Source organism: Mesorhizobium sp. Ca11 (assembly GCF_020165275.1).
Taxonomy (GTDB): domain Bacteria; phylum Pseudomonadota; class Alphaproteobacteria; order Rhizobiales; family Rhizobiaceae; genus Mesorhizobium.
This window is the reverse complement of the sequence record NZ_JAIUHU010000005.1, coordinates 338,217-365,152: the sequence shown is the minus strand read 5'-3', so window position 1 is coordinate 365,152 and position 26,936 is coordinate 338,217. Positions and strand designations below refer to the sequence as shown.

26 protein-coding genes and 1 pseudogene are annotated in these 26,936 nt (G+C 61.5%); 16 read left to right on the top strand and 11 right to left on the bottom strand.

Annotated elements, in window-relative coordinates:
- The first annotated feature begins 214 nt into the window (after positions 1–214).
- From LB538_RS12070 to LB538_RS12050, 5 genes are read left to right on the top strand one after another with little or no spacing between them, the layout of a single operon-like run.
- Positions 215–1,489 carry a flavin-containing monooxygenase gene (locus tag LB538_RS12070; RefSeq protein ID WP_224523316.1) on the top strand — a complete coding sequence of 425 codons (1,275 nt, stop codon included), beginning with the start codon at positions 215–217 and terminating at the stop codon, positions 1,487–1,489.
- 36 nt (positions 1,490–1,525) lie between these two features.
- Positions 1,526–1,942, top strand: coding sequence for a RidA family protein (locus LB538_RS12065; protein WP_224523308.1), 417 nt, complete (start codon positions 1,526–1,528; stop codon positions 1,940–1,942).
- 6 nt (positions 1,943–1,948) lie between these two features.
- Positions 1,949–2,623, top strand: coding sequence for a DUF1028 domain-containing protein (locus tag LB538_RS12060; protein ID WP_224523307.1), 675 nt, complete (start codon positions 1,949–1,951; stop codon positions 2,621–2,623).
- A 22-nt stretch (positions 2,624–2,645) separates the two neighbouring features.
- On the top strand, positions 2,646–4,136 hold the full coding sequence (locus LB538_RS12055) for an aldehyde dehydrogenase (RefSeq protein WP_224523306.1): 1,491 nt from the start codon (positions 2,646–2,648) through the stop codon (positions 4,134–4,136).
- 50 nt (positions 4,137–4,186) lie between these two features.
- Positions 4,187–5,122 carry a LysR family transcriptional regulator gene (locus LB538_RS12050; RefSeq protein ID WP_140839358.1) on the top strand — a complete coding sequence of 312 codons (936 nt, stop codon included), beginning with the start codon at positions 4,187–4,189 and terminating at the stop codon, positions 5,120–5,122.
- 6 nt (positions 5,123–5,128) lie between these two features.
- Here LB538_RS12050 and argE read toward each other — a convergent pair whose 3' ends face one another.
- Positions 5,129–6,286 carry an acetylornithine deacetylase gene (argE, locus tag LB538_RS12045; protein ID WP_224551441.1) on the bottom strand — a complete coding sequence of 386 codons (1,158 nt, stop codon included), beginning with the start codon at positions 6,284–6,286 and terminating at the stop codon, positions 5,129–5,131.
- A gap of 218 nt (positions 6,287–6,504) precedes the next feature.
- Here argE and LB538_RS12040 point away from each other — a divergent pair, with 218 nt between their 5' ends.
- The gene (locus LB538_RS12040; RefSeq protein WP_224523304.1) at positions 6,505–8,574 is read left to right on the top strand and encodes an NAD(P)-binding protein; all 2,070 of its coding nucleotides are present in this window, start codon (positions 6,505–6,507) and stop codon (positions 8,572–8,574) included.
- Positions 8,575–8,748: 174 nt separating this feature from the next.
- Here LB538_RS12040 and LB538_RS12035 read toward each other — a convergent pair.
- The 3 genes and pseudogenes from LB538_RS12035 to LB538_RS12025 form a co-directional block, all read right to left on the bottom strand.
- Positions 8,749–9,280, bottom strand: a pseudogene (locus LB538_RS12035) (enolase C-terminal domain-like protein); the annotation flags it as partial.
- Between the two features lie 160 nt (positions 9,281–9,440).
- On the bottom strand, positions 9,441–10,109 hold the full coding sequence (locus LB538_RS12030) for a DUF1236 domain-containing protein (RefSeq protein ID WP_140839352.1): 669 nt from the start codon (positions 10,107–10,109) through the stop codon (positions 9,441–9,443).
- Between the two features lie 280 nt (positions 10,110–10,389).
- Positions 10,390–10,725, bottom strand: coding sequence for a hypothetical protein (locus LB538_RS12025; protein ID WP_224523303.1), 336 nt, complete (start codon positions 10,723–10,725; stop codon positions 10,390–10,392).
- Positions 10,726–10,933: 208 nt separating this feature from the next.
- On the opposite strand from LB538_RS12025, the gene LB538_RS12020 reads away from it, so the two are divergent.
- Complete coding sequence (locus LB538_RS12020; protein ID WP_095813132.1) at positions 10,934–11,128, top strand: hypothetical protein; 195 nt, start codon at positions 10,934–10,936, stop codon at positions 11,126–11,128.
- Between the two features lie 213 nt (positions 11,129–11,341).
- A complete protein-coding gene (locus LB538_RS12015; RefSeq protein ID WP_224523302.1) occupies positions 11,342–12,859 on the top strand; it encodes a PAS domain S-box protein in 1,518 nt (505 codons plus the stop codon).
- Positions 12,860–12,874: 15 nt separating this feature from the next.
- Here the strand turns inward: LB538_RS12015 and LB538_RS12010 are convergent, their stop codons facing one another.
- Positions 12,875–13,513 (bottom strand): hypothetical protein, encoded by a 639-nt coding sequence (locus LB538_RS12010; protein ID WP_224523301.1) that lies wholly within the window; start codon positions 13,511–13,513, stop codon positions 12,875–12,877.
- A 184-nt stretch (positions 13,514–13,697) separates the two neighbouring features.
- Between LB538_RS12010 and LB538_RS12005 the strand changes: the two genes are divergently transcribed.
- From LB538_RS12005 to LB538_RS11985, 5 genes are all read left to right on the top strand, one after another.
- A complete protein-coding gene (locus tag LB538_RS12005; protein WP_224523298.1) occupies positions 13,698–14,261 on the top strand; it encodes a DUF1003 domain-containing protein in 564 nt (187 codons plus the stop codon).
- Between the two features lie 70 nt (positions 14,262–14,331).
- The gene (locus LB538_RS12000; RefSeq protein ID WP_095770219.1) at positions 14,332–14,697 is read left to right on the top strand and encodes a VOC family protein; all 366 of its coding nucleotides are present in this window, start codon (positions 14,332–14,334) and stop codon (positions 14,695–14,697) included.
- A gap of 29 nt (positions 14,698–14,726) precedes the next feature.
- Positions 14,727–15,497 (top strand): exodeoxyribonuclease III, encoded by a 771-nt coding sequence (gene xth / locus LB538_RS11995; RefSeq protein ID WP_224523297.1) that lies wholly within the window; start codon positions 14,727–14,729, stop codon positions 15,495–15,497.
- A gap of 162 nt (positions 15,498–15,659) precedes the next feature.
- On the top strand, positions 15,660–16,046 hold the full coding sequence (locus LB538_RS11990) for a hypothetical protein (protein WP_224523295.1): 387 nt from the start codon (positions 15,660–15,662) through the stop codon (positions 16,044–16,046).
- Positions 16,047–16,593: 547 nt separating this feature from the next.
- Entirely contained in the window at positions 16,594–16,881 is a 288-nt protein-coding gene (locus tag LB538_RS11985) for a hypothetical protein (protein ID WP_095768510.1), read from the top strand.
- A gap of 269 nt (positions 16,882–17,150) precedes the next feature.
- Here LB538_RS11985 and LB538_RS29260 read toward each other — a convergent pair whose 3' ends face one another.
- Positions 17,151–17,438, bottom strand: a complete 288-nt coding sequence (locus tag LB538_RS29260) for a hypothetical protein (protein WP_181174709.1) — start codon at positions 17,436–17,438, stop codon at positions 17,151–17,153.
- A 42-nt stretch (positions 17,439–17,480) separates the two neighbouring features.
- Positions 17,481–17,702, bottom strand: a complete 222-nt coding sequence (locus LB538_RS11975; RefSeq protein WP_224523287.1) for a hypothetical protein — start codon at positions 17,700–17,702, stop codon at positions 17,481–17,483.
- 674 nt (positions 17,703–18,376) lie between these two features.
- On the opposite strand from LB538_RS11975, the gene LB538_RS11970 reads away from it, so the two are divergent.
- From LB538_RS11970 to LB538_RS11960, 3 genes are all read left to right on the top strand, one after another.
- The gene (locus tag LB538_RS11970; RefSeq protein WP_224523285.1) at positions 18,377–21,079 is read left to right on the top strand and encodes a PAS domain S-box protein; all 2,703 of its coding nucleotides are present in this window, start codon (positions 18,377–18,379) and stop codon (positions 21,077–21,079) included.
- A complete protein-coding gene (locus LB538_RS11965; protein WP_224523283.1) occupies positions 21,054–21,551 on the top strand; it encodes a response regulator in 498 nt (165 codons plus the stop codon). Before LB538_RS11970 ends, LB538_RS11965 begins: the two co-directional genes overlap by 26 nt.
- A gap of 125 nt (positions 21,552–21,676) precedes the next feature.
- Complete coding sequence (locus LB538_RS11960; RefSeq protein WP_224523281.1) at positions 21,677–22,021, top strand: hypothetical protein; 345 nt, start codon at positions 21,677–21,679, stop codon at positions 22,019–22,021.
- A gap of 224 nt (positions 22,022–22,245) precedes the next feature.
- On the opposite strand, the gene LB538_RS11955 is transcribed toward LB538_RS11960, so the two are convergent.
- The 4 genes from LB538_RS11955 to LB538_RS11940 all read right to left on the bottom strand — a co-directional run bounded on the left by LB538_RS11955 (position 22,246) and on the right by LB538_RS11940 (position 26,934).
- The gene (locus LB538_RS11955) at positions 22,246–23,208 is read right to left on the bottom strand and encodes a manganese catalase family protein (RefSeq protein ID WP_224523280.1); all 963 of its coding nucleotides are present in this window, start codon (positions 23,206–23,208) and stop codon (positions 22,246–22,248) included.
- 198 nt (positions 23,209–23,406) lie between these two features.
- On the bottom strand, positions 23,407–24,375 hold the full coding sequence (locus LB538_RS11950; RefSeq protein ID WP_224523278.1) for an ABC transporter permease: 969 nt from the start codon (positions 24,373–24,375) through the stop codon (positions 23,407–23,409).
- A gap of 4 nt (positions 24,376–24,379) precedes the next feature.
- Positions 24,380–25,384 (bottom strand): ABC transporter permease, encoded by a 1,005-nt coding sequence (locus tag LB538_RS11945; RefSeq protein ID WP_224523276.1) that lies wholly within the window; start codon positions 25,382–25,384, stop codon positions 24,380–24,382.
- The gene (locus tag LB538_RS11940) at positions 25,381–26,934 is read right to left on the bottom strand and encodes a sugar ABC transporter ATP-binding protein (RefSeq protein WP_224523275.1); all 1,554 of its coding nucleotides are present in this window, start codon (positions 26,932–26,934) and stop codon (positions 25,381–25,383) included. The genes LB538_RS11945 and LB538_RS11940 overlap by 4 nt, the downstream gene beginning before the upstream one ends.
- Positions 26,935–26,936 lie beyond the last annotated feature (2 nt).

The following is a 26,936-nucleotide window of genomic DNA, read 5'->3' as shown; positions in this document are numbered from 1 at the left end:
GGGACTCTAGGTGCGTCTATCGGTGCGAGAAATTCGGAAATGGTTACGCGTGACTTCGGAGATTCGTTATGGGCGCCCGCCGGCACGTGCTGCTACTTGTGAGCGCCAGCAGAGGAGCGGTGGGATGGCGCAGCCTGGCTGCATCCACCAACTGCCCGAGATCGTTTTCATCCCACGCGGCGGAAGCTGTCGGATGGTCAGAAGAGGACCGAGCATGTCGGTTGAGAAGGTAGACACGCTCGTCGTCGGCGGCGGCCAGGCCGGGGTGGCGATGAGCGAGCATCTGAGCAAATGCGGGGTGCCTCATCTTGTGCTTGAGCGCGGCCGGATCGCCGAGCGCTGGCGCTCGCAGCGATGGGACTCCCTGGTCGCCAATGGCCCGGCCTGGCATGACCGGTTTCCGGGCATGGAGTTTCCGGTGACGGGTCCCGACGGTTTTCCTCCCAAGGAGGAGGTCGCCGAGTATTTCGTCGCCTATGCAAAGCAGATCAATGCGCCGATCCGCTGCGGCGTGGAGGTCAAGCTCGTGCAAAGGAATGTCGGCCGTCCTGGATTTAGCGTCGAGACCTCGGATGGGGTGATCGAAGCCAACAGCGTCGTGGCCGCGACCGGGCCTTTCCAGGTCCCGGTCATCCCACCGCTCGTTCCTGCCGATGCCGGCATCCTGCAAATCCACTCCAGCGCCTATCGCAACCCGGCGCAATTGCCGAAGGGCGCGGTGCTGGTGGTCGGAGCGGGATCCTCGGGCGTGCAGATTGCCGATGAGTTGCAGCGCTCAGGCAGGCGCGTCTATCTCTCGGTCGGCCCGCACGATCGTCCGCCGCGCGCCTATCGCGGGCGCGACTTCTGCTGGTGGCTGGGCGTCCTCGGCAAATGGGATCTCGAAACTCCAGGGCCCGGCACGGAGCATGTCACGATCGCGGTGAGCGGCGCGCGCGGCGGCGAGACGATCGATTTCCGCCGTCTGGCGGCGGAGGGGCTTACGCTTGTCGGCATGACAAAGACGTACCAGGACGGCGTGATGAGTTTCGCGCCGGATCTTGCGAAGAACATTGCCAGGGGCGATGCCAGCCTGATGTCGCTGCTGGACGAGGCCGACGCCTATGTCGAGCGCAATGGTCTCGACCTTCCGGAAGAACCTGATCTTCGCAAAATCGATTCCGACCCGGAATGCGTGACCAATCCGATCCTCAAGCTCGATCTTGCCGAAGCCGGGGTAGCGACGATCATTTGGGCGACGGGCTTCGCCGTCGATTACAGCTGGCTGAAGGTCGACGCTTTCGACGAGAGGGGCCGACCAAGGCATCAGCGCGGCGTCTCGACAGAGCCCGGAATCTATTTCCTGGGTCTGCCCTGGCAGTCGCGCAGAGGCTCGAGCTTCATCTGGGGCGTCTGGCACGATGCCAAACACGTGGCCGACCGTATTTCGACGCAGCGCAAATATCTCGCCTACCACGCCGCCGCGACGCGCGAGACCGTGGACGCCTGATCAAAGCTGCGAGCCCGATCCCTGATGGAGACCAAGATGGCGCATACGCGAATTCGCAAATTCAACACCAAGGACACCTATCCCGAGCAGAAGCTCGACAACGATCTCTGCCAGGCGGTCGTCACGCGCGGCGGCCGCACCGTTTATCTGCGCGGCCAGTGCCCGCAGGATCTCGACACCGCCAAGAACATCGACAGCCACGATCCGGTCGAGCAGACCCATAAGGTCATGCAGAACATCAAGCAGCTCATCGAGGAGTGCGGCGGCACGATGGAGCATCTGGTGAAGGTGGTGGTCTACATCACCGACGTCCGCCACCGCGAAGCCGTCTACCGGACGATGGGCGAATACATCAAGGGCGTACATCCGGTTTCGACCGGGCTGGTCGTGTCGGCGCTGGCGCGGCCGGAATGGCTGGTCGAGATCGACGGCACCGCCGTCATTCCGGACTAAAGCGCCATGACTTTTTCTATCGTCGCGCGCTGCAGGCGCACGGGCATGTTCGGCGTGGCGGTGTCGTCGTCGTCTCCCGCGGTCGCGGCGCGTTGCGCCTATGCGCAGGCGGGCGTCGGCGCGGTCGCCAGCCAGAACGTCACTGACCCGACACTCGGGCCGCGGGCATTGGAATTGATGGCGCGCGGCGCCTCCGCCGCGGAGGCTGTCGCGATCCTGAAGCGCACGGCCGCCTTCAGTGAATACCGTCAGGTGCTGGCGGTCGACGCCGCAGGCGTCAGCGCGATCCACTCCGGGCCGAAAGCGCTCGGCATCTGGGCCGAGGCGCACGGCGAGGACGTTGCCTGCGGAGGCAACCTGCTCGCGAATGACGGCATCCCGCGTGCCATGGTCGACGCCTTCCTTGCCTCCGAAGGCCATCTCGGCGACCGGCTGATCGTCACGATGCGCGCCGCGCTTCATGCCGGCGGCGAGGCGGGGCCTGTCCGCTCCGCCGGCATGAAGCTGGTCCGCGATGTGTCCTGGCCCGTCGCCGACCTGCGCTGCGACTGGACGGAAGCGTGTCCGATCGAGCAGCTGGCAACGCTGTGGGAGATCTATAAGCCCCAGCTCGATGCCTATGTCACCCGCGCCCTCAATCCGTCCGACGCGCCGAGCTACGGCGTCCCCGGTGACGAATAGTCCGACCAGTTCTGGAGCGAGCATGAGCGAACTCAGCCACAAGGAGTGGGTCGGCAAGGCGTCCGCGATTCGCTTCCGCGACAAGGCGTTCATCGACGGCAAGCCGGTGCCGGCGCGCTCCGGCCGGACCTTCGCCAGCGTCAATCCGGCCACGGGAGCGACGCTCGCCGAAGTCGCCTCCTGCGGGGAGGAGGATATCGATTTCGCCGTCGCGGCGGCGCGGCGCAGTTTTGAGGCCGGCGTCTGGTCGCGAACGAGTCCCCAGCATCGCAAGCAGGTGCTGCTGCGGCTGGCGGAGTTGCTGCGCGAGAACCTGCAGGAGCTCGCGCTGCTGGAATCGCTGGATATGGGCAAGCTGGTCAAGGATGCCGCCACCATCGACGTGCCGGGCTCGGCGGCGATCTTCCAGTGGTATGCCGAAGCGATCGACAAGGTCTATGACGAGGTGGCGCCGACGGGCCAGGGTGACCTAGCTCTGGTGCGGCGCGAGCCGCTTGGCGTCGTGGGCGCCGTCGTGCCTTGGAATTTCCCGCTCGACATGGCCACCTGGAAATGCGCGCCTGCGCTGGCGGCGGGCAATTCGGTGGTGCTGAAGCCGGCCGAGCAATCACCTTTCTCGGCACTCAGGCTGGCCGAACTCGCTATGGAGGCGGGCCTGCCCGCCGGCGTGCTCAATGTTGTGCCCGGCCTGGGTGAGACCGCCGGCCAGGCGCTTGGGCGGCATATGGATGTGGATTGCCTCGCCTTCACCGGGTCGACCGCGGTCGGCAAGCTGTTCCTGCAATATTCCGGCCAGTCGAATATGAAGCAGGTCTGGCTGGAGACCGGCGGCAAGAGCCCCAATCTGGTGTTCGCGGATTGCGGCGACCTGGACGCGGCTGCCGACATGGCCGCCTTCGGCATCTTCTTCAACCAGGGTCAGGTCTGCTCAGCCAATTCCCGGCTTCTGGTGGAGCGCGGCATCAAGGACGCGCTGGTCGAGAAACTGGCCGAGCGCGCGGCGGCGACGCAACCCGGCGATCCCCTCGACCCGGCATCCAGGATGGGTGCGATGGTGGATGCGCGGCATGCGGCGACGGTCATGCGTTTTATCGATGGCGGCAGGAAGTCAGCCCGGCTGGTCGCCGGAGGCCGCCGGGTGGCCGTCGACGGGCGCGGCAGCTTCGTGCAGCCGACGATCTTCGACAATGTCTCGCCCGAGGATCCGCTCGCCCGCGACGAAATTTTCGGTCCGGTCCTGTCGGTCATCGCCTTCGATAGCGAAGAGGAGGCGCTCCGGATTGCCAATGACAGCGTCTACGGCCTTGCGGCATCGCTTTGGACCGACAGCCTGTCGCGGGCACACCGCATTGCGGAGCGACTGCGCGTGGGCACAGTGTCGATAAACACCGTCGATGCGCTGAGCCCGATGACGCCGTTCGGCGGCTTCAAGCAGTCCGGCTTCGGGCGCGACCTGTCGCTGCACGCGCTCGACAAATACACCGCGCTGAAAACCACCTGGATCAAGTACTGAGAAGCGGCCGCGACTTGATTGCAGCGACCAAACGGGCATCATAGAAGCCCATGCCGCTTCGTTTCACGCTCAGACAACTCGAGTACTTCGTCGCCGTCGGCGAGGCGGGCTCTATTGCCAAGGCGGCCGAGCAGGTGAACGTCTCGCCGCCGTCGATCTCGGCTTCGATCGCCCAGCTCGAGGCGGAGTTCGGCGTCCAGCTCTTCGTGCGCAAGCATTCGCACGCGCTTGCACTCACGGCGGGCGGACGCCTGTTCCTCAAGGAAGCCGCGCGGCTGCTCAACGATGCGGATGCGCTGCATGACATTGCCGGCGATATCGCGGAGAAGGTGCGCGGACCGCTGGCAATCGGCTGCCTTTTGACTTTCGCGCAGATCGTGCTGCCGGCGTTGCGCCGGAAATTCGAGGACGCCTATCCGGACGTGCGCGTCCGGCAGTTCGAGCGCAACCAGGGTCAATTGTTCGAGATGCTGCAGCGTGGTGAAATAGACGCAGCACTGACCTACGATCTCGAACTGTCGCAGGACATGACATTCGAGCCGCTGATGCAACTGCCCGCCTATGTGATGCTGCCGGCCGCGCATCGCCTGGCGGGGAGGACGGGCATCACCCCCGAGGAACTGGTCGATGAGCCGATGGTGCTGCTCGATCTGCCCTACAGCCGCGAATATTTCCTGTCGGCTTTCCAGCCCAAGGGACTTCGGCCAAAAATCGCCGAGCGCACCGGCGACATCGCCGTGATGCGCTCGATGGTCGCCAATGGCTTCGGCTACGGCATCGCCAACATGCGGCCGCTCAACACCATGTCGCCCGACGGCAAGCTGCTGGTCTTCGTGCCCTTGCTGGGAGACATCAGGCCGCTGACCATGGGAATTGCGCTGCCGAACGCCGAGCATCGCACGCTGACGGTGCAAGCCTTCATCGACCACTGTCGCCGCTTCGTCGTCGAGCAGGGCGTCTTCGGCACCGAACGCATCGTCAAATGAGGAGGGTCACGGCCAGCCGTCGGCGAGCCGCGACAGCAGCCTCTCCAGCATCTCGTCGCAACGCCGCAGCTGTTCGACGCTGATAAATTCGTCCGGCTTGTGCCCCTGCGCCATCGAGCCCGGTCCGCACACGACGGCCGGCGTGCCGAGATCGCGGCTGAACAATCCGCCTTCCGTGCCGAACGCGACCTTCATGGTATCGTTGGCGCCGGTCAGCGATTTGACGAAGGCGACCGCTTCCGAAGCGACCGGCGTGTCGAGGCCCGGGTAGGTGTTGGTGATCTCGATGTCGATCGCGGCTTCGGGCGCGATTGAAGCGGCATCAGCGGCAATGCGCGCCGCGGCAATGCACAGCCTGTCGAGAATGCCGGCGGCATCATCGGCGGCGACGTTGCGGATCTCGAAATCGACCACGCAAAGGTTGGGCACGATGTTGAGCGCCACGCCGGCATTGATCTTGCCGACATGCACGGTCGTGTAGGGAATGTCGTAGTCGCCGTCGCGCGCGCCGTCACGGACCAACCGGTCCTGTTCGTCGCGCAGCGCGCGCACGAAATCGCAACCGAGATGGATGGCGTTGAGTGCCAGCGGAGCGAGCGCCGAATGGCCTTCGCGTCCCTTGCAGAGGGCGCGCGCCGCGAGCTTGCCTTTGTGCCCGGTCGCCACCTGCATGTTGGTCGCCTCGCCGACGATGCACAGCAGCGGGCGTTGGGGTGCCGCGCTTAGCATTTCGATCAGGTCGCGCACGCCGAGACATCCGATCTCCTCGTCGTAGGAGAGCGCCAGATGCAAGGGTGTGCGAAGCGCTATTTTCGAGGCCTTGAGGCTTGCCGCGAGCGCGCAGGCCACGAAACCCTTCATGTCCGCCGCGCCGCGCCCGTAAAGCTTGCCGTCGCGCGCGGTCATAGCGAATGGCGGCAGCGTCCAGTTCTGGTCGTCGACGGGAACGACATCCGTGTGACCGGAGAGCATGATGCCGGGCTTATCGGCCGGCCCGATCGTGGCGAAAAGATTGGCTTTGTGCCCGTCGGCGCTGTGGATGATCTGGGAGGCGATGCCGTTTGCTCGAAGCAGGTCCACCGCATAGCCGATGAGGTCGAGGTTCGAGTCGCGGCTCACCGTCGGGAAGGCGATCAACCTCTCGAGTATTCTGACGCTGTCCATTCCTGTCCGGTCCCGTTGCCGCAGCCGTTCTCTACATCGCGCCGCGGCGGTCCTGAAGTCGCATTTGGCTCAGCCTCGCTTCATCTGAGGCTAATCCATGCAAGGGCGATTAGGCGCGTCCTAATCCGCACAGAAGAATTCCGTAGTTTTCCCGCGCCCGTGCCAACTTATGAGTAATCTCGGCAGCAGCGGCAGCGCCAAGCCGATGGAAGGATTACATGCGCGACCCACGCTACGACATTCTGTTCGAGCCGATGAAGATCGGTCCGGTGACCGCCAAGAACCGCTTCTACCAGGTTCCGCATTGCAATGGAGGCGGCTATCGCGATCCGTCAGCCGCGGCGGAGATGCGCCGAATGAAGTCCGAAGGCGGATGGGGCGTCATCTTCACTGAGCAGACGGAGATGCATCACACCTCCGAGATCACGCCCTTCATCGAGCTCAGGCTGTGGGACGACGCCGATATTCCGGCCTTGGCCAAAATGGCCAAGGCCATGCACGAACATGGCGCGCTCGCCGGCATACAGCTTGCCTATTCCGGCATCAACGGTCCCAACCTCTACACCAAGGAGGTTCCGCGCGGCCCTTCGGCCTTGCCGATCCGCACCTTCACCAACGATCCGGTGCAGGCGCGCGCCATGGACAAGCAGGACATCCGCGACCTGCGCCGCTGGCACCGCAACGCCTTCAAGCGCGCCAGGCACGCGGGGTTCGACCTGGTATGCCTCTACGGCGCGCATGGCTTCGGCATCATCCAGCATTTCCTGTCGACCGCCACCAACCAGCGCAGCGACGAATATGGCGGCTCGCTGGAAAACCGCTCGCGACTGATGCGCGAGCTGATCGAGGAAGGGCGCGACGCGATCGGCGACACGTGCGGCCTGACGCTCAGGCTATCGCTGGACGAGATGATCGGCGAGCTTGGCTTCGCCAATTCGGAAGTGCGCGACATGATCGAGATGCATGCCGAGCTGCCCGATCTCTGGGACCTCGCCCACGGCGCCTGGGACGATTGTTCGGGGCCGTCGCGCTTCAAGGAAGAGGCGGCGCAAGAAAGCCTGGTCTCCGGCGTCAAGGAGCTGACCTCGAAGCCGGTCGTCGGTGTCGGCCGCTTCACCTCGCCGGACGTGATGGTGAGGATGATCAAATCAGGCACGCTCGATTTCATCGGCTGCGCTCGCCCGTCGATCGCCGATCCTTTCCTGCCAAGGAAGGTCAAGGAGGGCCGCATCGAGGACATCCGCGAATGCATCGGCTGCAACATCTGCATCACCGGCGACATGACAATGTCGATCTCGCGCTGCACGCAGAACCCGACCTTCATGGAGGAATGGCGCAAGGGCTGGCATCCGGAGCGCATGCAAGCCAAGGGCGATAGCGACAGCGCGCTGATCGTCGGCGCCGGGCCTGCCGGACTGGAGGCCGCCCGCGCGCTCGGCCTGCGCGGCTATCAGGTCGCGATAGCGGAAGCCGGCACCGCGCTCGGCGGGCGCGTGGCGCGTGAATGCCTGCTTCCGGGCCTGTCGGCCTGGGGCAGGGTGCGCGACTATCGCCAGTATCAGCTCAGCCAGATGCCGAATGTCGACATCTATTTCGAAAGCCGGCTGTCGGCGGACGACGTCCTGTCCTTCGGCTTCCAGAACGTCGCCATCGCTACTGGATCGACTTGGCGGCGCGACGGCGTCGCGCGCGCCCATGTCGTGCCAATGCCGATCGACGCCGCCATGCCGGTCTACACGCCCGACGATCTGATGGGAGGCAAGGTGCCTTCCGGCAAGGTCGTGCTGTTCGACGACGATCACTACTACATGGGCGGCGTGCTGGCGGAGCTGATGGCGCGGCAGGGTGCGCAGGTGACGTTGGTAACGCCGTCTGCCTATGTCTCAGACTGGACCCGCAACACGCTAGAGCAGGGTGCCATCCACCGCCGCCTGGCGGCGCTGGGGACAGATATCGTCCTCAACAGGACTCTCACGACCATCGCGTCAGGTGGCGTCGTGACGGCCTGCGTCTATACCGGCGCGCGGCAGGAGGTGGCAGCCGATGCCGTGGTCCTGGTCACGTCGCGCAATCAGGACGATGCCGTTTGGCGCGCGCTGAAAGCCCGGGAAAACGAGTGGGCCGGCAACGGCATCCGTTCGATCAAGGTTATCGGCGATGCCGAAGCGCCGGGGCCGATCGCTTGGGCAACCTATGCCGGCCACCGCTTCGCCCGCGAGCTGGACGAGGCCGATATTGGTGACGCCCTGCCTTTCCGGCGGGAAGTGACGGCGCTGGCGGCGCAATAGGATAGAAGAGGGCAGCCGCAACTTCCCTTCCACTCTATTCTGCCCGCAAGCGGAGCGCGTATTTCCAGCAGGTATCATCCAATAGAATGCTGCCGACAACAGTCGGGGGAGCTTCGCGTTGAGGAGCTCGATTGCCTCTCCCGGTGGCGACCTCTTCCGTCGACGGTCGCTTCAGTCGAGCTGCAGGCATGCGGCCAGCGCGATCGGCCCGAGCGGACAGTGCGGCGCCACAGCCACGTCATAGGCTTCGGCCATCGCCGCGATCTTGCGGCTTTTGGTGATGCCGCCGGCGTGCGACAGATCCGGCCGACACCGCTTCCTCGAACACCGACTTGAAGTCCCACCCGCTGTAGAGCCGTTCGCCGAGCGCGATCGGCGTCGAGCCGAGCGCGGCGATCTCCTTCAGCGCCTCGCGGTTTTCGCTGAGCACCGGCTCTTCGATGAACATCAGCCGGTATGACTCCAGCTCCTTGACCAGGATGCGCGCCATCGGCCGGTGCACGCGGCCGTGGAAATCGACGGCCATGCCGATATTCGGCCCGACCGCCTCGCGCACCATGGCGACGCGCTCTATAGCCGTGTCTATCTTGTCGTGGCTGTCGACGATCTGCAGTTCCGAGGTGCCGTTCATCTTGAGCGCCTGGAAGCCGTGCGCCGCCACATTCCTAGCGCCGGCCGCCACTTCCGCCGGCCGGTCGCCGCCGATGTCTCGGCGGCATTGCGTGAACGACGCAGCCAACGCCGGAGATGTTCACCATAAATCGACGGTGTCGTTGTTCGCGGTCGTGTGTTGCCGTCAACACCCGCCTCGGCTTGACCGCCGTGCAACCCGCCCGGCGGTCGGTATTCATTGCCGATTGGCACTTTCAGCGTTCCACATACACGATGCGGCGCGTCGACGGCTCAACCAGCACCGGTCGGTTGTTCACATAGACATAGCGGTAGCGGTAGTTCGGGATCTTCTGTAGAGCCACCGTCTCAGGCAAGGTCGCGCCGGTTACAACCTTTCCTTGAAGGTAAACAGGCTTGACCCGATGCGCGCTGATGTACGTGCGCACCTGTTCGGGCGGATTGATCACGGTGCCGGCTGCGCCGCCGCCAACGACCCCCGCCGCGCCGCCCACAGCAGCGCCTACCGGTCCTCCGATGATAGCGCCGGCGATCGCTCCGGTGGCGCCACCAGCGACGGCTCCGGCATCAGCCTGATCGCGAGGAGGTTTCACGACCGCGATGCCGGAATTGGCCGGTCGCTCGGTTAAGACGACCCGATTGCCACCGAATTCTGCGGTAACGTAGTCGGAATAAACCCAGCCCTGACCACCAGCTTCGGCGATGGTGCACCATTTCGAGTTTTGCAGACAGCCGTTCAATGTGGCCGTCTGGCCTGCCCGCAGCACGCCGATGACCGGATATTGCGAGCCTGGACCGGCGCGAACATTAAGGTTTGTAGCGGCTGATACGGGAGTGTCGGCAAAAGCTGCGCCAGACAAGGCGACAAGGGCGCCTGTCACAACGGGTAACAAAAGCTTTCTCATCGTTCTGTCTCCGTTTCATGGTTCCCTTCAGAGCCAAAAACGAGGAAGAGCCACGTGCGTTCCGCTGGCAGGATCGCGGAACGGCTAGATTCCAAATGTCACCATCGGGTCGCTCTGCTGCTCCCGCTTGAGTCGAGATATGGTCGGGTTGCCATCATCGGAGCGGCCGATCTTGCCGCACCCTGCGCGGTCGGCCCTGGAGTCGCTGAGGTCTGATCGGTGGGACAGCCATCGTTGCGGGCGAAGCCGGACAGGTATTGAAATGTCGGCATTACTGACGCTACCGGCTCGCGCCAGCCGATGCCATGCCGAAGGGCATGAAGCGGCCCGCCACGCAATGGGTTCGGCCGGGTCTAATAGGGCGAATGAAACACATGCGCGGCGAAGCTGTAGGCACGCGATAGCGTTGGACAACAGCCACGCTGCGTTGCCCGACGCCTTCGATATGCGTGTTGTTGCTGTGCGGATTAAACGGATCGACCGTTTGCAAAAGCGAATTGGTGTTGTTTGCGTCGCCGGACGCAAGCGTCATCGTGTCGTAATTGTTGAAATAGTCGGCAGCACAACCCGACAAAAGTGTTACGCTCACCGCGGCAAAATACGATCGCAAATCCATTGAGGCATTCCCCGACACCGGCTGGCATAATGCTCCATTTGCATTTTGTTGTCGAATTCGAGTTTGACCGCTTGCCATCCGTGCCAAGCTAAGCAACGTTGGCAGCGGGTTTGAGATTTTGGGGGGGACTATAAAGCGGTTTGCTTTAACCGTTGCTACGATCGTTTGCGTTGCAGGCTGCGCTACACCACCGGACAAAATAGCAGGCGTGCCCAATGCTGGCCCCTGCACGCAAGCCGACAAAGAGCGCCTGGCGGTTCTGACAAACCAGCAGAACAAGGCGGCTACGGGTGACGCGCTTGGCGTCTTCCTCATTGGCGTGCCGGTCTCATCAATGTCCGGCGGCGACCATGAGACCGAGATCGCCGTGCTGAAAGGACGCTGCGGGCCGCCGAAGACGTGACAGGCTGAGTCGCAGTCAGCGTAAAGCCGCACGGACAACGACTGACGGTCCTAATCAACGTCATGCCCCAAGTCCCTATTGCGAAACTGCGCAAGGCGCATATTCTTTGGCATGGGGTCTTGATCGAGCAGTCCAAGGACCTGGACCCTGGACGCGGTGCTATTTGGTCGAGGATGGCCGAACTTTCAATAGAGCCATCCGTGGGACAGAGCCATGCAGCACGGAGCCGTGAGTGATCCGGGCATGGGCCGAGGCCAGCTTGAGGCGGCCGACGGCGATATTGTCCGCGAGCAGGCCGTCCTCTTTCGTCTCACCGACCGACTTTACCGTGCCAACGGCCTTGGCGAGATCTACGATGCGGCGCTGGATGCCATATGCGACGCCCTCGGTTCGTCACGCGCCTCGATCCTGAGATTTGACAGCCACGGCGTCATGAGCTTCGTCGCCTGGCGCTCACTCTCTAATGAATACCGCGAGGCAGTTAACGGTCACACGCCGTGGACGCGCGGGGAGCACGATGCCGAGCCTATCTTTGTCGAGGATATTCGTCTCAGCGGTGAATCTCAGCAGATCATCGACACGGTCCTTGGCGAGGGAATCGAAGCGCTGGCTTTCATCCCGCTTGCCACCTCCCGCGAGCTCATCGGCAAGTTCATGGTCTACTATCCGGCACGCCATCGCTTCGGGGATCGTGAACGCGAACTTGCGTTGACCATTGCCCGTCAGCTCGGGTTTGCGATCGAACGGGAGCGGGCGGAAACCAGTGCGATGCGACTGAGCGCGCTCGTCGAATCCTCGGATGATGCAATCATCGCGACCGATTTGGATGGCATCGTCACGGACTGGAACAGCGGCGCTGAGCGTCTCTACGGCTACGGCCGCAAGGAAATGGTCGGACGTCCGCTCATGTTGCTGATACCGCCCGATCGGCAGATCGAGGAGCGGCAGATCCTGGTGCGCATTCGCAATGGAGAGCATGTCGAGCACTTCGAGACCGTTCGCCTGCGCAAGGATGGCAGCAGCATTCCCATCTCTTTGACCGCTTCCCCCATCGCGGATGCGTCTGGCGCAATTGTCGGTGTCTCCAAGATCGGCCGTGACATTTCCGAGCGGCTGCGGGCGCAGGAGCAGCAGGAGTTGCTGCTTCGCGAGATGGACCACCGCGTGAAGAACCTCTTTACCATCGCAAGGACCATCGTCAATTTGAGCGCGCCAGCTGCTGAAACTCCGGCCGCGCTCGCCTCCACCGTTTCTGACCGCCTCGGCGCCCTCGCGCGGGCCCATGCGCTGACGATGCTCCCCTCGACTGGCCCGTCTGTTCATGGCGCGACGAGCCTACATGCATTGATCGCCGCAATCCTCGCGCCATACCGGCATGGAACTGACGAGCAGCCCCGCTTCGCGATCAGTGGCATCGATCTGCCGGTGCCTCCAGCGATGATCACGCCGCTTTCTCTCCTGCTACACGAATTCGCCACAAACGCTGCCAAACATGGCAGCCTCTCGGCGCCCGCCGGCTCGATCGAGATCGCTTGCTCCAATAGAGACGGTAAGGTGAGTGTCCAGTGGAGAGAGGTAGGAGGACCACCTCCGGTCGCAACCGAAGACGAAGGCTTCGGAAGCCGCCTGATCCGCGCCGCCGCGAATGAGCTCGGCGGAGTCGTGCGAGATTGGGACCCCGCCGGAATTGTCCTTGAGATCACGATCGATAGTGAAAGATTCTCGGTCTGATGCCCGAGCCGCTTGTCAGCGCAGCAGCCCGTCGCTCTCAAAATCCTCCCATCCGCGCAGTTTGGCCTCCGAGTTTTCGTCTCGGCCATTCCTGGCTGAATGGGCAACCTCGCGGCCCTTCTTTTGCGCACGCTTGACTGCCGCCTTGGCGGCAGCGCGTCGCCGGTTCTCGGTGCGGGTGGCGTCGTCTTCTTCGCGCCAGACGGTGACCAGATCGCAATCGAGCACATCCTCGATGTGGCGCGGGTCGAAGACGTGGAAGGTGATCTTTCTGGCGCGGCCGCGAAGCTTGACCGTTCTGGTCCCCGAGCTCTGCAACCGACCATCCTTCAGCCAGCGGTGCCGCTCGCCCGACGAGATCGTCAGGATGTCCTCGACTTCGCGAGGGATGACCGGAAGGTCCTCGATGTCGCGCATGGCTTTGGACACGATAGCCGCTGCCGCTTGCACATCGGCATCGACGCCCTCCGGCAGGCGCAAGGTGAGCACGCGGGATTCGATGTGAAGCAGCTTTCTCAGGGGCGCGGGAAGGCGCGCGCGGATCTCGAGGAAAATGCCCCTGGCCCGCATGGACGATCCCAGAGTCGCCGCCGGTGAAAGCGGCCACTCAGCCATTAATTTGGCGGTCGGTTCGGTTTTTCGGCGCCCGGGCATGTCCCATAAATAGGCCGGGCTGGGCCTGGCACAACGCCGGTGCAAGAGGCAACCCGGTGTGACGCGGCGCCACCGATCTTGGACAGAGGATTCTTCCAAATATCCGCCATCTGAGAACCCTCAACGGAGCGAATTGTCGATCGGCGAGTTAGGCTGGCTAGACGGAAGAGACTGGATTGGACGGATGGCAGCATCGAAAAGCAACGGTCACTTCACGCCAACCAAGGCGGCGCCGGAAGGCCTTGCCCCTGCCCTGGCGCGAAACATTGAGGCGCTGATCGAGAGGCGTAAACGAGAAGCCACGGCCGCATCGCTGGAGGAGCGCGCGGCCGCAGCGATAAGCGGCTTCGCAGGAAGCATGGTCTTCGTCTACTTGCACATTGTCTTCTTCGGGATCTGGATCGCCCTCAATCTCGGCATCCTGAGCTTTGTCAGACCCTGGGACCCATCACTGGTCATCTTGGCTATGTTCGCCTCGGTCGAGGCCATCTTTCTCTCGACCTTCGTGCTGATCAATCAGAACCGAATGAGTGCGGAGGACAATTCCAGGGCAGACCTCGATCTGCAGGTCAGTCTGCTGAACGAGCACGAAACCACCAAGCTTATCAAGCTGGTGGAGGAGATTGCCAAGCGTCTGAACATAGATACCGATGCGGATCACGAGCTCAAGGAACTCAAGCGCGATGTGGCGCCGGAGGCGGTTCTGGACAAGATTGAAGAGGTGGATGACCGTCGGACGCCCAAGTGACAGCTCGCCAATAGAAGCGGCAATTTGAAACTGAGGCGCTACCAGGTTGGGTCAATCAGAGGATAGGAGCATGTTCGACCACATCGGCTTCAACGTCGGGAATTTAGAAAAATCGCTCGCCTTTTACAAAGCAGTGCTCGCTCCTCTCGATCTTGGCGTGCTCGAATCCGGAGAGGGCTGGGCAATGTTGGGTGGCCATGCCGGTCGTCTCTGGATAGGGGCATTCGGACCTCCTCCTGCACCTATCCACATAGCGTTCCGAGCCGGCTCCCGCGCTATGGTGCACTCGTTCTACAAGGCAGGCCTCGCCGCCGGAGGTCGCGACAATGGCGCGCCTGGCATTCGCGCCCAATACGCACCGGATTATTATGCAGCTTTTGTGCTCGACCCGGACGGCCACAATGTCGAAGCCGTAGCCTTCGCCGCAGATGTCTGAAGCAGCGCACTCCACGTAAGGAAAACATTGTGACGCGGATCGCGACCTTCAACGTCAACGGTGTCAACGGCCGGCTGCCGGTGCTCCTGAAGTGGCTGGCCGAGACTGACTATGACGTGGTCTGTCTTCAGGAACTGAAAACGTCCGACGAGAAATTTCCCATCGAAGCAATACGGGACGCCGGTTTCGGCGCGATCTGGCACGGCCAGAAATCCTACAACGGAGTGGCGGTGCTGGCGCGAGGGAGGGATCCGGTCGAACGTCGCCGGGGCTTGCCTGGCGATCCCGACGACACGCACAGCCGATATCTAGAGGCTGAAATCGACGGCCTGGTCGTCGGTTGCATCTACCTCCCGAACGGCAATCCGGCGCCGGGCCCCAAATTCGATTATAAGCTGCGCTGGTTCGAGCGTCTTGTCGACTACAGCAAATCGCTCTTGGGCGAGCGCACGGTGCTTTGTGGTGACTTCAACGTCGTCCCGACTGAGATCGATGCCGTAGTACCTCGCCGCTGGTTGGGTGACGCCGTCTTCTTCCCGGAAAGCAGGAAAGCCTATGCCCGCATGCTGGGCCTGGGTTGGGTGGATGCGATGCGTCGGATCCACCCGGGCAAGGGCATCTACACCTATTGGAATTTTTCGTATCGCGGCGGCTACGATCGAAGCTCCGGCCTGCGAATGGATCATCTGCTTGTAAGCCCGTCCCCTGCGGAGAGCATTCTGGCCGCAGGTGTCGACGTCGAGACCCGTGGATGGGAAAAGCCGAGCGATCACGCACCCGCCTGGATCGACCTCGGTTAAGACAGTTTGCTTGACCGCTCAAAAGACAAGGTGCTTGCGCTTTCGTCCGGTCTTTCTCGGATAGGCCTTCATGTCAACCGCGTTCCAGACGCCCCTCGCGGGTGGCGGGCTCAGCGCACCTTCACAAGCGGAACCTAATGTTCGCCTGCCGCTTATGCCGGAATGAGCACCAGAGGCATCAACTTCCTCGATAAATGGATGGCAGAGCACCTGCCGAACGCCATGACAGATGATCCCATGGCCGTCAGTGATCTCGCCGATGAGATGATGAAAGGGGCAGAGCGAGAACGCATTCCGGCCAGCGAAATCCACGAGGAAGTTGATAGTGTGTTCGGGGTGATCTTCGAGGCGATGCATCATCGGGAAGGCAGCTTGCCCGAGGCTGAGAAAGCCGTGTTGGATCAGTTAGCGGCACGGCTGGCCAGGGAGGCCGGCATCTCAGATGACCAAGCTGGCGAACTGCTTAAGCGCATCGGCACGGACTGGGACTCGCTCCTTAACGAAGCGCATTTTCTGAAGGAGCTTGAAGGCAGGCTAGAGCAGGAATAAATACCTCTTCGGTGCGGTGACCCCTGCGCGAAGCACCAAATCGTCTGGACGGACGATCGGGGAACAGGGTGCGAAAATCCTCTACCTTTTCCAACAGCGTCTGTTGACCTCGACCTGCTTCGGACGAACTTGAAAAGGCAGGCTAGCCCCGGCTTGGTTCAGGCAGGCGGGTTCGCCGGTTCGTGAGGCCCCCGGGTCAGACGGCCCAACGGAAGTCCAAACGGGGCTCCATTTTTCCGAGTGGTAAGCGCCTCATATCGAACTTCTTGACCGCGTCGCTTTCGCTAGAAGCGGACAATCAAAGCGTAGAATCGGCAGCTGGATGGGCCAGCACAAGCGGTCTATGAAAAAGACCAGCACGCCGTAGATAGACGACAAGCTAACTTTCACCAGCCGCGCCTGTGCCCTGTTGCTAGAAGTTCAAATTTGACCTTTCATGATCATGATTTGTCTAGAGTCTTTCCCATAGATTTTATAGCGTCTGCGCTATGAGTTTCGGCAGTTGTGAATCGCCGCCGGCTTACTATGCCGACGATAGGAGAACGCAATGACCCGCACTCACGTTGAACGTCTTGGAGAGTTCAGGGAAATCCTGGTCGCGACTCGACGCGAAGGCGTCCGTAATGTGCACCATACGCGCGACGCAATGCGGGCAAGTGGCTTTCAGATCGGGGATAGCGAAGGCTCCAGCTATGGTGCTCAGCTGAAAGCGCTCCAAGAAGAAATTGAGGCAGTTGATCGCGCCATCGAAGACGAGAAGCGGCTGGCCTTGGCTCTCGAAGGACGAACTCAATCCCGCCGCCCGACCAAGCCAAGGATCGTGAAGGCAACATAGAGTTAGCGCAATCGTTGGAGCTGGTTCGCGGCCCAACTCGGCTACTCTAAAAATTATGCTGATGTTTGCCCCTCGACCAGGCTTTACACCGTCAGCGAGTATTCCGCATCGTTGCTGAGATCTCGCCATAGGGCGTGAGCCCGCACCGGCCCACTGACATAGCCTTGGCGCACGCCTTGCTACCCCAGCCGAACGCCTGCACATCCTCCTCGGCGACGCCGCCGTCGACCATTAGCTGCTTGAGCCCAGCTGGCGTCCAGCGGTAGTAGTCATGCTGGCGCGCATGCACGTAGAACGGGAAGGGTGTGGCCACCAGCGTCCAGCCGCGGCTTGCTCATGACGTGGATGTTCGCTTCGGCCGCTTGCGGGCCCTGCACATGTTCCAGCGCGCTGACGGTCGGTTCGGCAAAAGGGCCGAGAGCCATGACCGTGAGCCTTGCGGACAAGTCGCGGCTTATCGAAAATCCGCGGCATGCGCCCGTTCTGATCAATCTGGCAAAGGCGTGCACGATGGCGAAGCCCGCGCCGACAGCAACCCCGTAATGGAGGCTTACCATGGCGCGGGCTCTCCGCTTCTGAACCCGGGATACCTGAAACTGTCAGTTCAGCGTCGGTTCGCCCATCGTCTCGGCAAGAAAGGACGCGACGATCAAATCGTCCGCGTCGATGCGTAAGGAGCCTTCGCCGCGCCCCATGATGGCCGCGACCTTCTGGAAGGTCTTGATCTCATGCTCGGTGATCCTGGCGTCCCGCATCCTGGTTCTCAGATCGGCGACACGCATCCCGAGCGACCGGGATGTTCCGATTTCTCTATTCGACATTGGTCAGTCCTCCTCCCCCCGCTCGTATCTGTTTCGCCGCCGCCCGAATTCGCAGCCTGCCCACAGTGAGGAGCATCAGCATGCAAGCTCGTGAGAATCTTCTGATATTATGAATTAATGATGAATTCGCGCGACTGTAGTTCAGCCCTGGATCGACCATCGTGATCACCGCGCCGCGCTCGGAGTATTCGAACGTGTCCAGAATCTTGTGAATGACGAAATCAGCTACATTGGGCGCCGAGCCGGCGTGATCTTCCCTCCATCCCGAAATCAGCGCGTCATCCCTTGGCAGCAGTCGTGTGCCTATTAAGTCTCCGACAACTGCACGACCGTTAAATATGTAGCGACTTGTATTAGCGTCCAGAATTATTAACGCTCCGCAGCATCGGTTGCGTCCTTGGAGCAGGCAGCCTCTCGGCAGAAGCCAGGCCGGGAACCGGATCTTTGACTGGCTGCTTTCCAAATGGGGTCTGGTCAGGTCGCGGTGTCGTGCAAGCGAGCGGCAAACGACTAGAAAATAGCGGCGTCATCGAGTTGCCGGATTTGTGGGCCCAGCACCGGCGAACGCCTTCCAGCATCAACCCTTGCGGCTACTGGCCAGGTGAATTGCCCAGCGCGTTGGAACCTCTTGCGAAACCGGGTGTTAAGCTGGGTTCAGGGGAATTCAACCTTTCATGGAACGACGAGTCTTGCCCTCCAGCATTTCTGGCGCGAAATCCCTGGCCCATGGCGAGCAGGTCGAAGGGCCCCGTGCGGTCCTGCTCCTCGGCAACGAGATGGAAGATTTCTTCGAGAATGCAGCCGTGGCTCTCCACCTGGTGGCCAATGACGGCACCATTTTGCGCGCCAATCGAGCCGAACTGGACTTGCTCGGCTATTCCGCGGAGGAATACGTCGGCCGCAATATCCGGGAATTTCACGCCGATGCCGCCGCAATCGACGACATTTTGAACCGCCTTTCTCGGCATGAGCAGCTTCAACACTATCGCGCGAGGTTGCGCGCCAAAGACGGCTCCATCCGTTGGGTGGAGATAACATCAAATGTTCGTTCGGCTGGTGGTCGGTTCCTCAACACGCGCTGCGTCACCCTCGACGTAACTAACAAGGTCGAAGCGGAAGAGTTGTTGCGCGAACAGGAGCAGAGACTTGCCCTGACCTATCACAGCGCTGGTGTGGGAATCGTGGAAGCTGACGCCGAAGGCCGGCTGCTGCGGGTGAACGGACATTTGTGCCGTCTTTTGGGCTGTACGCAGGAGGACCTTGTTGGCCGATCTATTTTCGATCGGACCTTTCCTTCCGACGTCGAGGCGGATCGCACGAAATATCGCCAACAGGTCGCCGGCGAGATCAAAAGCTACACGATCGAGAAGCGGTTCGTCCGCAAGGACGGGTCGCTTTTCTGGGCTGTCGTAACCTCTTCCAGCGTTTACGACGGCATCGGGCGGTTTCACTACGCAGTACGGGTGCAGCACGATATCACCGAGCGCAAAGAGATCGAGGCGACACTCGCGCAAAGGGCCGAGGAGCAGGCTGCGCTGCATCAATTGACCGAAATGCTGCAGCACGCCCATACCCGCGAAGACGTCTACGAGGCTGCGCTCGATGCGATCCAGCGCGGGCTAAGATGTCAGCGCGCTTCTATTCTGCTTTTGGAAGGCGGAGTGATGAAGTTTGCCGCCTGGCGGGGCTTGTCGGACGCGTATCGAAGCGCCGTGGAGGGCCATTCGCCCTGGTCCGCAGCAGACCACGATCCGCAGCCAATTTGCATGCGCGATGTGGAACACGCCGAGCTCCCGAGCAACTTAAGAGACGCAATCCGAACAGAAGGCATCGGCGCGGTCTGTTTCATTCCGATAATCGAAGGCGGGCGTCTGCTGGGCAAGTTCATGGCCTATTTCGACGAGCTGCACGAATGCTCGGCAGAAGAGATTGAAGTCGCCCGGACAATCGCGCGCCAGCTCGGGTTCGGCATTGAACGTGTCAGAGCACAGAATGCGACCCAGCGACTGGCGGCAATCGTGGAATCCTCCCATGACGCCATCGTAAGCAAGGATCTCAACGGCATCGTCTCGACCTGGAACTGCGGCGCCGAGCGCCTCTTCGGCTATACGGCCGCGGAGATGGTAGGCAAGCCCATCACCACCATCATTCCTAAGGATCGGCAGCACGAGGAGCCGCTGATATTAGGCCGCATCCGCAACGGCGAACTCGTCGATCATTTCGAAACGGTTCGCCGCCGCAAAGACGGAACGCTGATAGATATCTCTCTCACAATATCGCCGGTGCGGGATGCCTCAGGCCGTATCGTCGGAGCTTCCAAAATCGCCCGAGACATAACTGACAAAAGGATAGCGGAAGCGAAAATACAAGACAGCGAGCGCCAGCTTAAAGACCTGCTCGCTGCCATTCCTGCCGCGATCTACACCACCGATCGCGACGGCAAGATCACCTATTTCAATGAAGCGGCGATGCAACTCGCCGGCCGAACGCCCGTGATTGGCACCGACGAATGGTGCGTGACATGGAAGCTCTACTGGCCGGACGGAACGCCGCTTCCCCACGATCAATGTCCCATGGCCATCTCGTTGCGCGAAGGGCGGCCCGTCCGAGGATATGAAGCGGTGGCCGAGCGGCCGGATGGAACCCGGGTTCCATTCATTCCCTATCCGACCCCGATGCGCGATGCCGCTGGAAACATCACCGGCGCCATAAATATGCTGGTCGATGTGAGCGAGCGTAGGCAGGCCGAAACCCAGCAACGGATCTTGCTCGACGAGCTCAATCATCGCGTGAAGAACAACATGATGATGCTGAAGTCCCTGCTTTCGGTTGCGGCGAGGACCAGCAAGAGTTCAGAGGCCCGGACCGTTCTGGATGAGGCCAGCAAGCGGGTGGCCGCCATGGCTGCCGCTCAGCGAGTCCTCTATGACACGCCCGACGCCATCAACTTCGGTGCCCGACCTTTCTTGGGAGCTGTTTGCGAGACCGCAAGACAGATGTTCCCCCCGGCTGTTCAGTTGTTCTGCGAGGCAGATCCGATCCAACTGCCAAACGACATTGCGATGCCGCTGGCGCTCACTATCAACGAGCTTTTGATCAATGCCGTGAAGTACGGCTTGCCGGGAAATGGGCCTGGAACCATCCGTGTTTCCATCAGACAGAACGGCCGAGCCATTAGCCTTGTGGTCGAGGATGAGGGCCCGGGCTTCGAACTGAGTTCGGTGCGCTCGTCGTCGTCAGGCCTGCGACTTGTCGAAGGCCTAGTGCGACAGATCGGCGGGACTTTTGAAGTTAGCCGGCACCCGTCCAGATGCACCGTGACCTTTTGTCTGATGCCCCAGGAGATTGGCCTTGCGACCGAAAGCAGCGATACCTGAGTTGAGCCGTGCGGGGGATATTAATCGATCGTTCGGGCCGCAGGTCGTCTTCTCCCGAGATGATGTGAGCGGAGGACACGCTGAAACCACTCTGAACCAGTCGATCTTGGTCGTCGAAGACGACTACCTGATCGCGCTGGATATAGAGGCCGGACTGCTGGCCGAAGGCTTCTCGCTAGCGGGCGTCGCGACCAGCGCCGATGAGGCGATAAGTATGGCGCTCTCGACCAAGGCGGTGATTGCCCTGATGGATATCCGCTTGCTTGGCAAGCGGGACGGCATCGACGCGGCCGTGGAATTGTACCGCGAGCTTGGCATACGATGTATCTTTACGACGGCGCACGGTGATCGCGACTTGAGGCTTCGAGCCGAGGCGGCCAGACCGCTGGGTTGGGTGCAGAAACCCTATTCTATAGCGACGCTAGTCGCAGCCATTCGAGATGCCTTTCAGGAGCTCGAGAAGGAGAGCTGAACGCGCGGGGAGGGCCAATTAAGCAGTTGGATCCGCCGAGCGCGCCACATCAGTGCTTGATTTTGGGTGCCAAGGTGCTCTGCTCTCTTCGCCTTGAGGCAGGTTCATCTCGGTCGCGGCCTTGCTTGTACATGATCACGGCTTTTAACGTTTTGGGGGCTGTCGCGCCCCATCTTCGGAAGATCTGCAAGGCCGTCCGGATATATCGTGACCCTGCCTTCCTCGACATGCGTGACAGCGCCCATGCGCTCGATCTGGTGGGAGCAGGATATGGAAGGGCCGGCGAACGCTGCGGGATTGCCTCCGCTCCGGATGATTCTCGACACCAACAACAGGTTGATGTACGAGCCGCTGCTGGGGAGATCGAGCCATCGCGCGCCGAATTCGCCGGGCGCATGATCGGGGCCTTTGCACGCGTGGCCGCAATCTGTTGGCTGATGATCACACGGTCCGCAATCGAGCTGTTCTGAAGGGTTCGCGAACCCTGCGCAACCGAAACGCAACGACAACGTCTGGCGACCAACGCTGACTAACGTCTCGCACCCAAAGTGCTCGAAACATCAAGCGAAAAGTGCAGACAGGTGCGGGAGACGATTCCGCCTCTCCGCTCTTGCAGGCTCGTCTACCCGTCAGGACGGTGACGGGTAGACGAAACCGAGCCTCGTCAGGTCGGCAGGTTCAATCAGCCCGAATCTTATTTTTTCTTGCGAGCGGCGGCTTCGGCGCGCACAGGCGCCTCGTTGATATTGGCCGCGCCGCCCATGTCGCCATTCTTGGTTCGTCCGGCCCCCGGCCCGGCGCCTATATCCGCGCCTGTGGTCGGATCGGAGGAGGGATCCGAAAGCGTCCGCTCTCCCATTTTTGTAACCACTTTCATGTCTTTGGCCGCCAGCTTGACTGTTGCTGTCCCATCGCCATCGTCCGCTGGCATGACTTCCTCAAGATCGTCCACGCGGTCCCATTCGTCTCCCGAATTCCATGGCCCATTTGTGTCCCCTTCACCCTGCGACGTGTTGACGTACATACTCGCATATTTCTCAATGCCGGGGAGCTTGCCCGTCGGAAAGTTGTTCTCGATCGCGTAGAGTGCTTTCTCGAAAGATTTTTGATGCGCGATTTCGCGCGTCATGAGGAATCCGAGGGCGTCTTTGACGCCGGGATCTTCGGTGATGTTGATCAGTCGCTCATAGACGATCTTGGCACGCGCCTCGGCGGCAATGTTAGACCGCAGATCGACGGTAGGCTCGCCGCGGGAATCGATATAGGCGGCAGTCCACGGGACTCCGGCCGAGTCGCACAACGCAGGTGCGCCGCCAAACAAGATGGACTCTTTGGCCGTCGTGCCGCTTGCGCCGACCATCAAGTACAGTTCGGCTTCTTTCATCTGCCCTTCGGCCAGCTGCGCCTTCAGGCCTTTGTTGAGCATGGTGACGATCGAGCCGACGACCTCGAGATGACTGAGCTCCTCGGTCGCTATGTCGAGCAACATGTCCTTTCGGCCGACATCGTCTTCGCCCAGCCCTTGGGTGAAATAGCGCATTGCGGCGGCAAGCTCGCCATCGGCGCCGCCGAACTGCTCCATGATCATGCACGCCAGCCTCGGATTCGGCTCGGAAACGCGAACGGTGTATTGCAGTCGTTTATTGTGCATGAACATGAGGCTTCCTCCAAGGGTTGGGGCTTCCTAACCTCCCGACACCTGGAATGTTCCTGCGTATAGACAGAACGACTTAAATCGTGCGTCTTCTGAATCCGCGGAGCCGCGTTGACGTCGCGTGCTCACCCGGATCCGACTTTGCACGAGAATTCCTGCAAGCTAACCTTATGCAATACTTAAGTGGGAGGACCGAGACGATCAGAGCGCGTTGAGGCGCCGACGTGTCAGTCGGGCCTGAAGGAGGACTACGACCAGGAGGAACAGTCCTCGGATCACTGATTGCCAGTAGGCTGAAAGCGAGATCCATCCCATGCCGTTCTCGAAATTCAGAACATTGAAAAGGATGCCGAGCAGGAGCACGCCGGCGAGCGTGGTCACAACCGAACCCGAGCCGCCGGTGAGCAGCGTCCCGCCGACCACAACGGCTGCTATGGCGAACAATTCCCAACCCACTCCTTCAATGGGCTGTCCCGCCCCAAACTGAGATGCCAGGATAACGCCGGCGAGCCCTGCGAGTCCCCCGCTCGCGACATAGACCAAAAACTTCACACGATCGGTCCGCAGGCCCATGAGACGCGAAGCATCCTCGCCGCCGCCGATTGCCAACACCGCCCGTCCGGTACCGGTGTAATTCAAGACAAGGGAACCAATGAGATATGCCACGACGGCGATCGCCGCCGGGATCGGAAACGTCCAGAAATTGCCTTGGCCGATGGCAGTGAAGCCCGATTCATAGGAGACCGAAACGGTCTGGTTGCCCGCAAGCAGGAGGGCCGAGCCACTGGCGGCCTGCATCGTGGCGAGAGTGGCTATGAACGGCATCAGATTGGCGCGTGTGACAAGGGTCGCATTGATGAGCCCGGCGGCCAGCCCAGCGCCTATACCCGCCGCGAGACCAGGAACGATTCCATAAGGGCTTGCCAATGCCGAAGCCACGCTGCCCAAGGCAGCGACGGAGCCCACGGAAAGATCGATTCCCCCTGTCATGATGACGAAGCACATACCAAGCGCCACCAGCGCGAACATGGAATTGTAACGCAGGAGAGTCATGACATTGTAGAAGCTGACGAACCGATCATAACGCAGAAAACCGAACAGAATGAGCGCAGCCAGGGCGATCAATACGCCGTAGGTGCCAATAATGCGGACGAGGCGAGCGCGATTCATAAGGCTACCCGCGATGCTGCTGCTGCAGCCACACGGCGAGTGCGATGATTCCTGCCTTGACCACCAGGGCAGCGGCGTCAGGCACCCCGTTCGCCAGAAGGGTGTAGCGCACCAGTTGAATGGTAAGCGCTCCCAGCAGGCTACCGACGATGGTGGCCTTGCCGCCGCTGAGCAGGGTCCCGCCCACGGCAACAGCCGCGATGGCATCGAGTTCCATACCAAGGCCAACCAGGTTGGCATCGCTGGAGGAGTTGATTGCAATCACGATAAGCCCGGCCAGCCCGGCGCAAAGACCGCTAATGCCATAAACCGCAATCTTTACCTTGGAGACGGCAATCCCAGCTAGTTCGGAAGCCTTTTCATTACCGCCGACCGCCAATATGCGTCGCCCGAACAGCGTTTTTTTCAACGCCCATGCAGCTGCCGCGACAATGACAGCCATGATGATGACTTGCGCCGGGATGTCCAATGGTCGAGCAAGGCCGATCCATTGAAATTCAGGTACGCGGAAGGTTTGCAGGTTCCCGTTGGTCATCACCTGAGCGATGCCGCGGCCGGCGATGAACAGAACCAGTGTCGCGACAATGGGCTGGATGCGGAACCGGGCGACCAACCAGCCATTGAAGAGCCCCAACAGCCCGGCCACCGATACCGAGACGGTCATCGCGGCAGCCACGGCCAGGTGGATGCTTCCGATCGGAAGGATCTTGCCCATGAAGATCATCGGGGCCAGCGCACCCGAAATCGCCATCAGAGATCCGACGGAGAGATCGATGCCGCCCGTGGCTATGACGAGCGTCATCCCGACGGCTACGATGACGATGGTGCAGACCTGGGTGAGGTTGACGTTCAGCGTCTGCATTGTCGCGAAATTGCGTGTGAAGGCGAGGTTGAACGCAACGAGCAAGAGAAGTGCGATCAAGGTACCGTAGCGTGACAGAAAGCCGAAGAGGTCGAAGCTCCGCGCGACGGCATCCCGCTCCGCATATGACCTCGGCAGCTCGGTCATGTCGTGGCCCCCCAGGACGCGCTTGTCCCGTGCGCCATCGCGGTCAGCACTTTTTCTTCGCTAGCGGCTTCAGCTTCCAACTCGGTCACGCTGACGCCATCGCGCAGAACGAATATGCGATCCGCACCTTCGATCACTTCCTCCAGCTCTGACGAGATCATGAGCACACCGAGGCCCTGGTCTGCAAGCCTCCGGATCAGACGCTGGATCTCGCCCTTGGCACCCACATCGATTCCCCTTGTCGGCTCGTCGAGTATGAGTAGCTTCGGATTCATCGCCAGCCAGCGGGCAAGCAGCACTTTCTGCTGGTTCCCACCCGAAAGCTCCCGCATCTTCTGATTGGGTCCGGAGCATTTAATGCCGAGCTCGCGGATGAACCGCTCGACGATTTCGCGCTGGCGCGAGTCGTCCAGCACGCCGTTGCGGCTGATTTTCGGAAGCAAGGCAAGGGTGAGGTTTTCTGCCACCGTCATCTCCGGCACGATACCTTCGCCTTTGCGGTCCTCGGTGCAGAAGCCCATCCCGGCGGCGATCGCGTCGGCGGGACGGTCGGGGTGGTACGCGGCACCCTCCATCGTCATCTGGCCGGCGCTTGGGCGATCGGCACCGAACACGAGCCTTGCAGTTTCGGTGCGACCCGCGCCGAGGAGGCCCGCAAACCCCGCGATCTCGCCGCGCCGGAGATCGAAGCTCACATTGCGGACAGCCTGCCCGGCCCCAAGCCCTCGGGCCGAAAACATTACATCCCCGATTCTAGAGCGGTCGCGCTCGCCGAAGGCTGTGGCGTGACCCTCGACAGCCGCGACATCGCGGCCGAGCATAGCTGCGACAAGTTCCAGTTTGCCGATTTCTTCCATTGCGGCGCTGCGCACTGTGCGGCCGTCGCGCATGATCGTGACCTGGTCGCAGACCTCATACAACTCGTCGAGCTTGTGGCTTACAAAAATGACGGACACCCCTTCAGCCTTCAACTGATGAATGACGCTGAACAGCACTCCCACTTCGCGTTCGTCGAGCGACGAGGTCGGTTCGTCCATAATGACAAGGCGAGCGGAGAACCCTATAGCCCGCGCGATCGCGACCATCTGCTGTGTTGCAGTGTTGAACTCGCCAAGCGGACGGCGAACATCGATGCCAATTGCGAAGCGGCTCAGCAGGCGCTCGGCTTCCGCGTGCATGGCATTCCAGTCGAGCAGGCCGTAACGGCGCTGTTCCCGACCCAGGCAAATGTTCTCCGTCAGTGACCGTAGCGGGACCAGATTGATCTCCTGATAGATCGTGCTGATGCCGTTGACTTGTGCCTGGTGGGGCGAGTGGACCTCAAAGGGCTCGCCTTCGAACAGCACTTGCCCGGCATCCTTACGGTAGTATCCGGTCAAGACCTTGATCAGCGTTGATTTGCCCGCGCCGTTCTGGCCTATCAGGGCATGGACCTCGCCTGAGCGCACGCAAAGCGACGCATCCGCCAGCGCCGGTATGCCTGCGAAACGCTTTTGGATGTCGCGCATGTCGAGAAGCAGCGTGGAAGGTCCGTCCGGCGGCCGCGTCATCA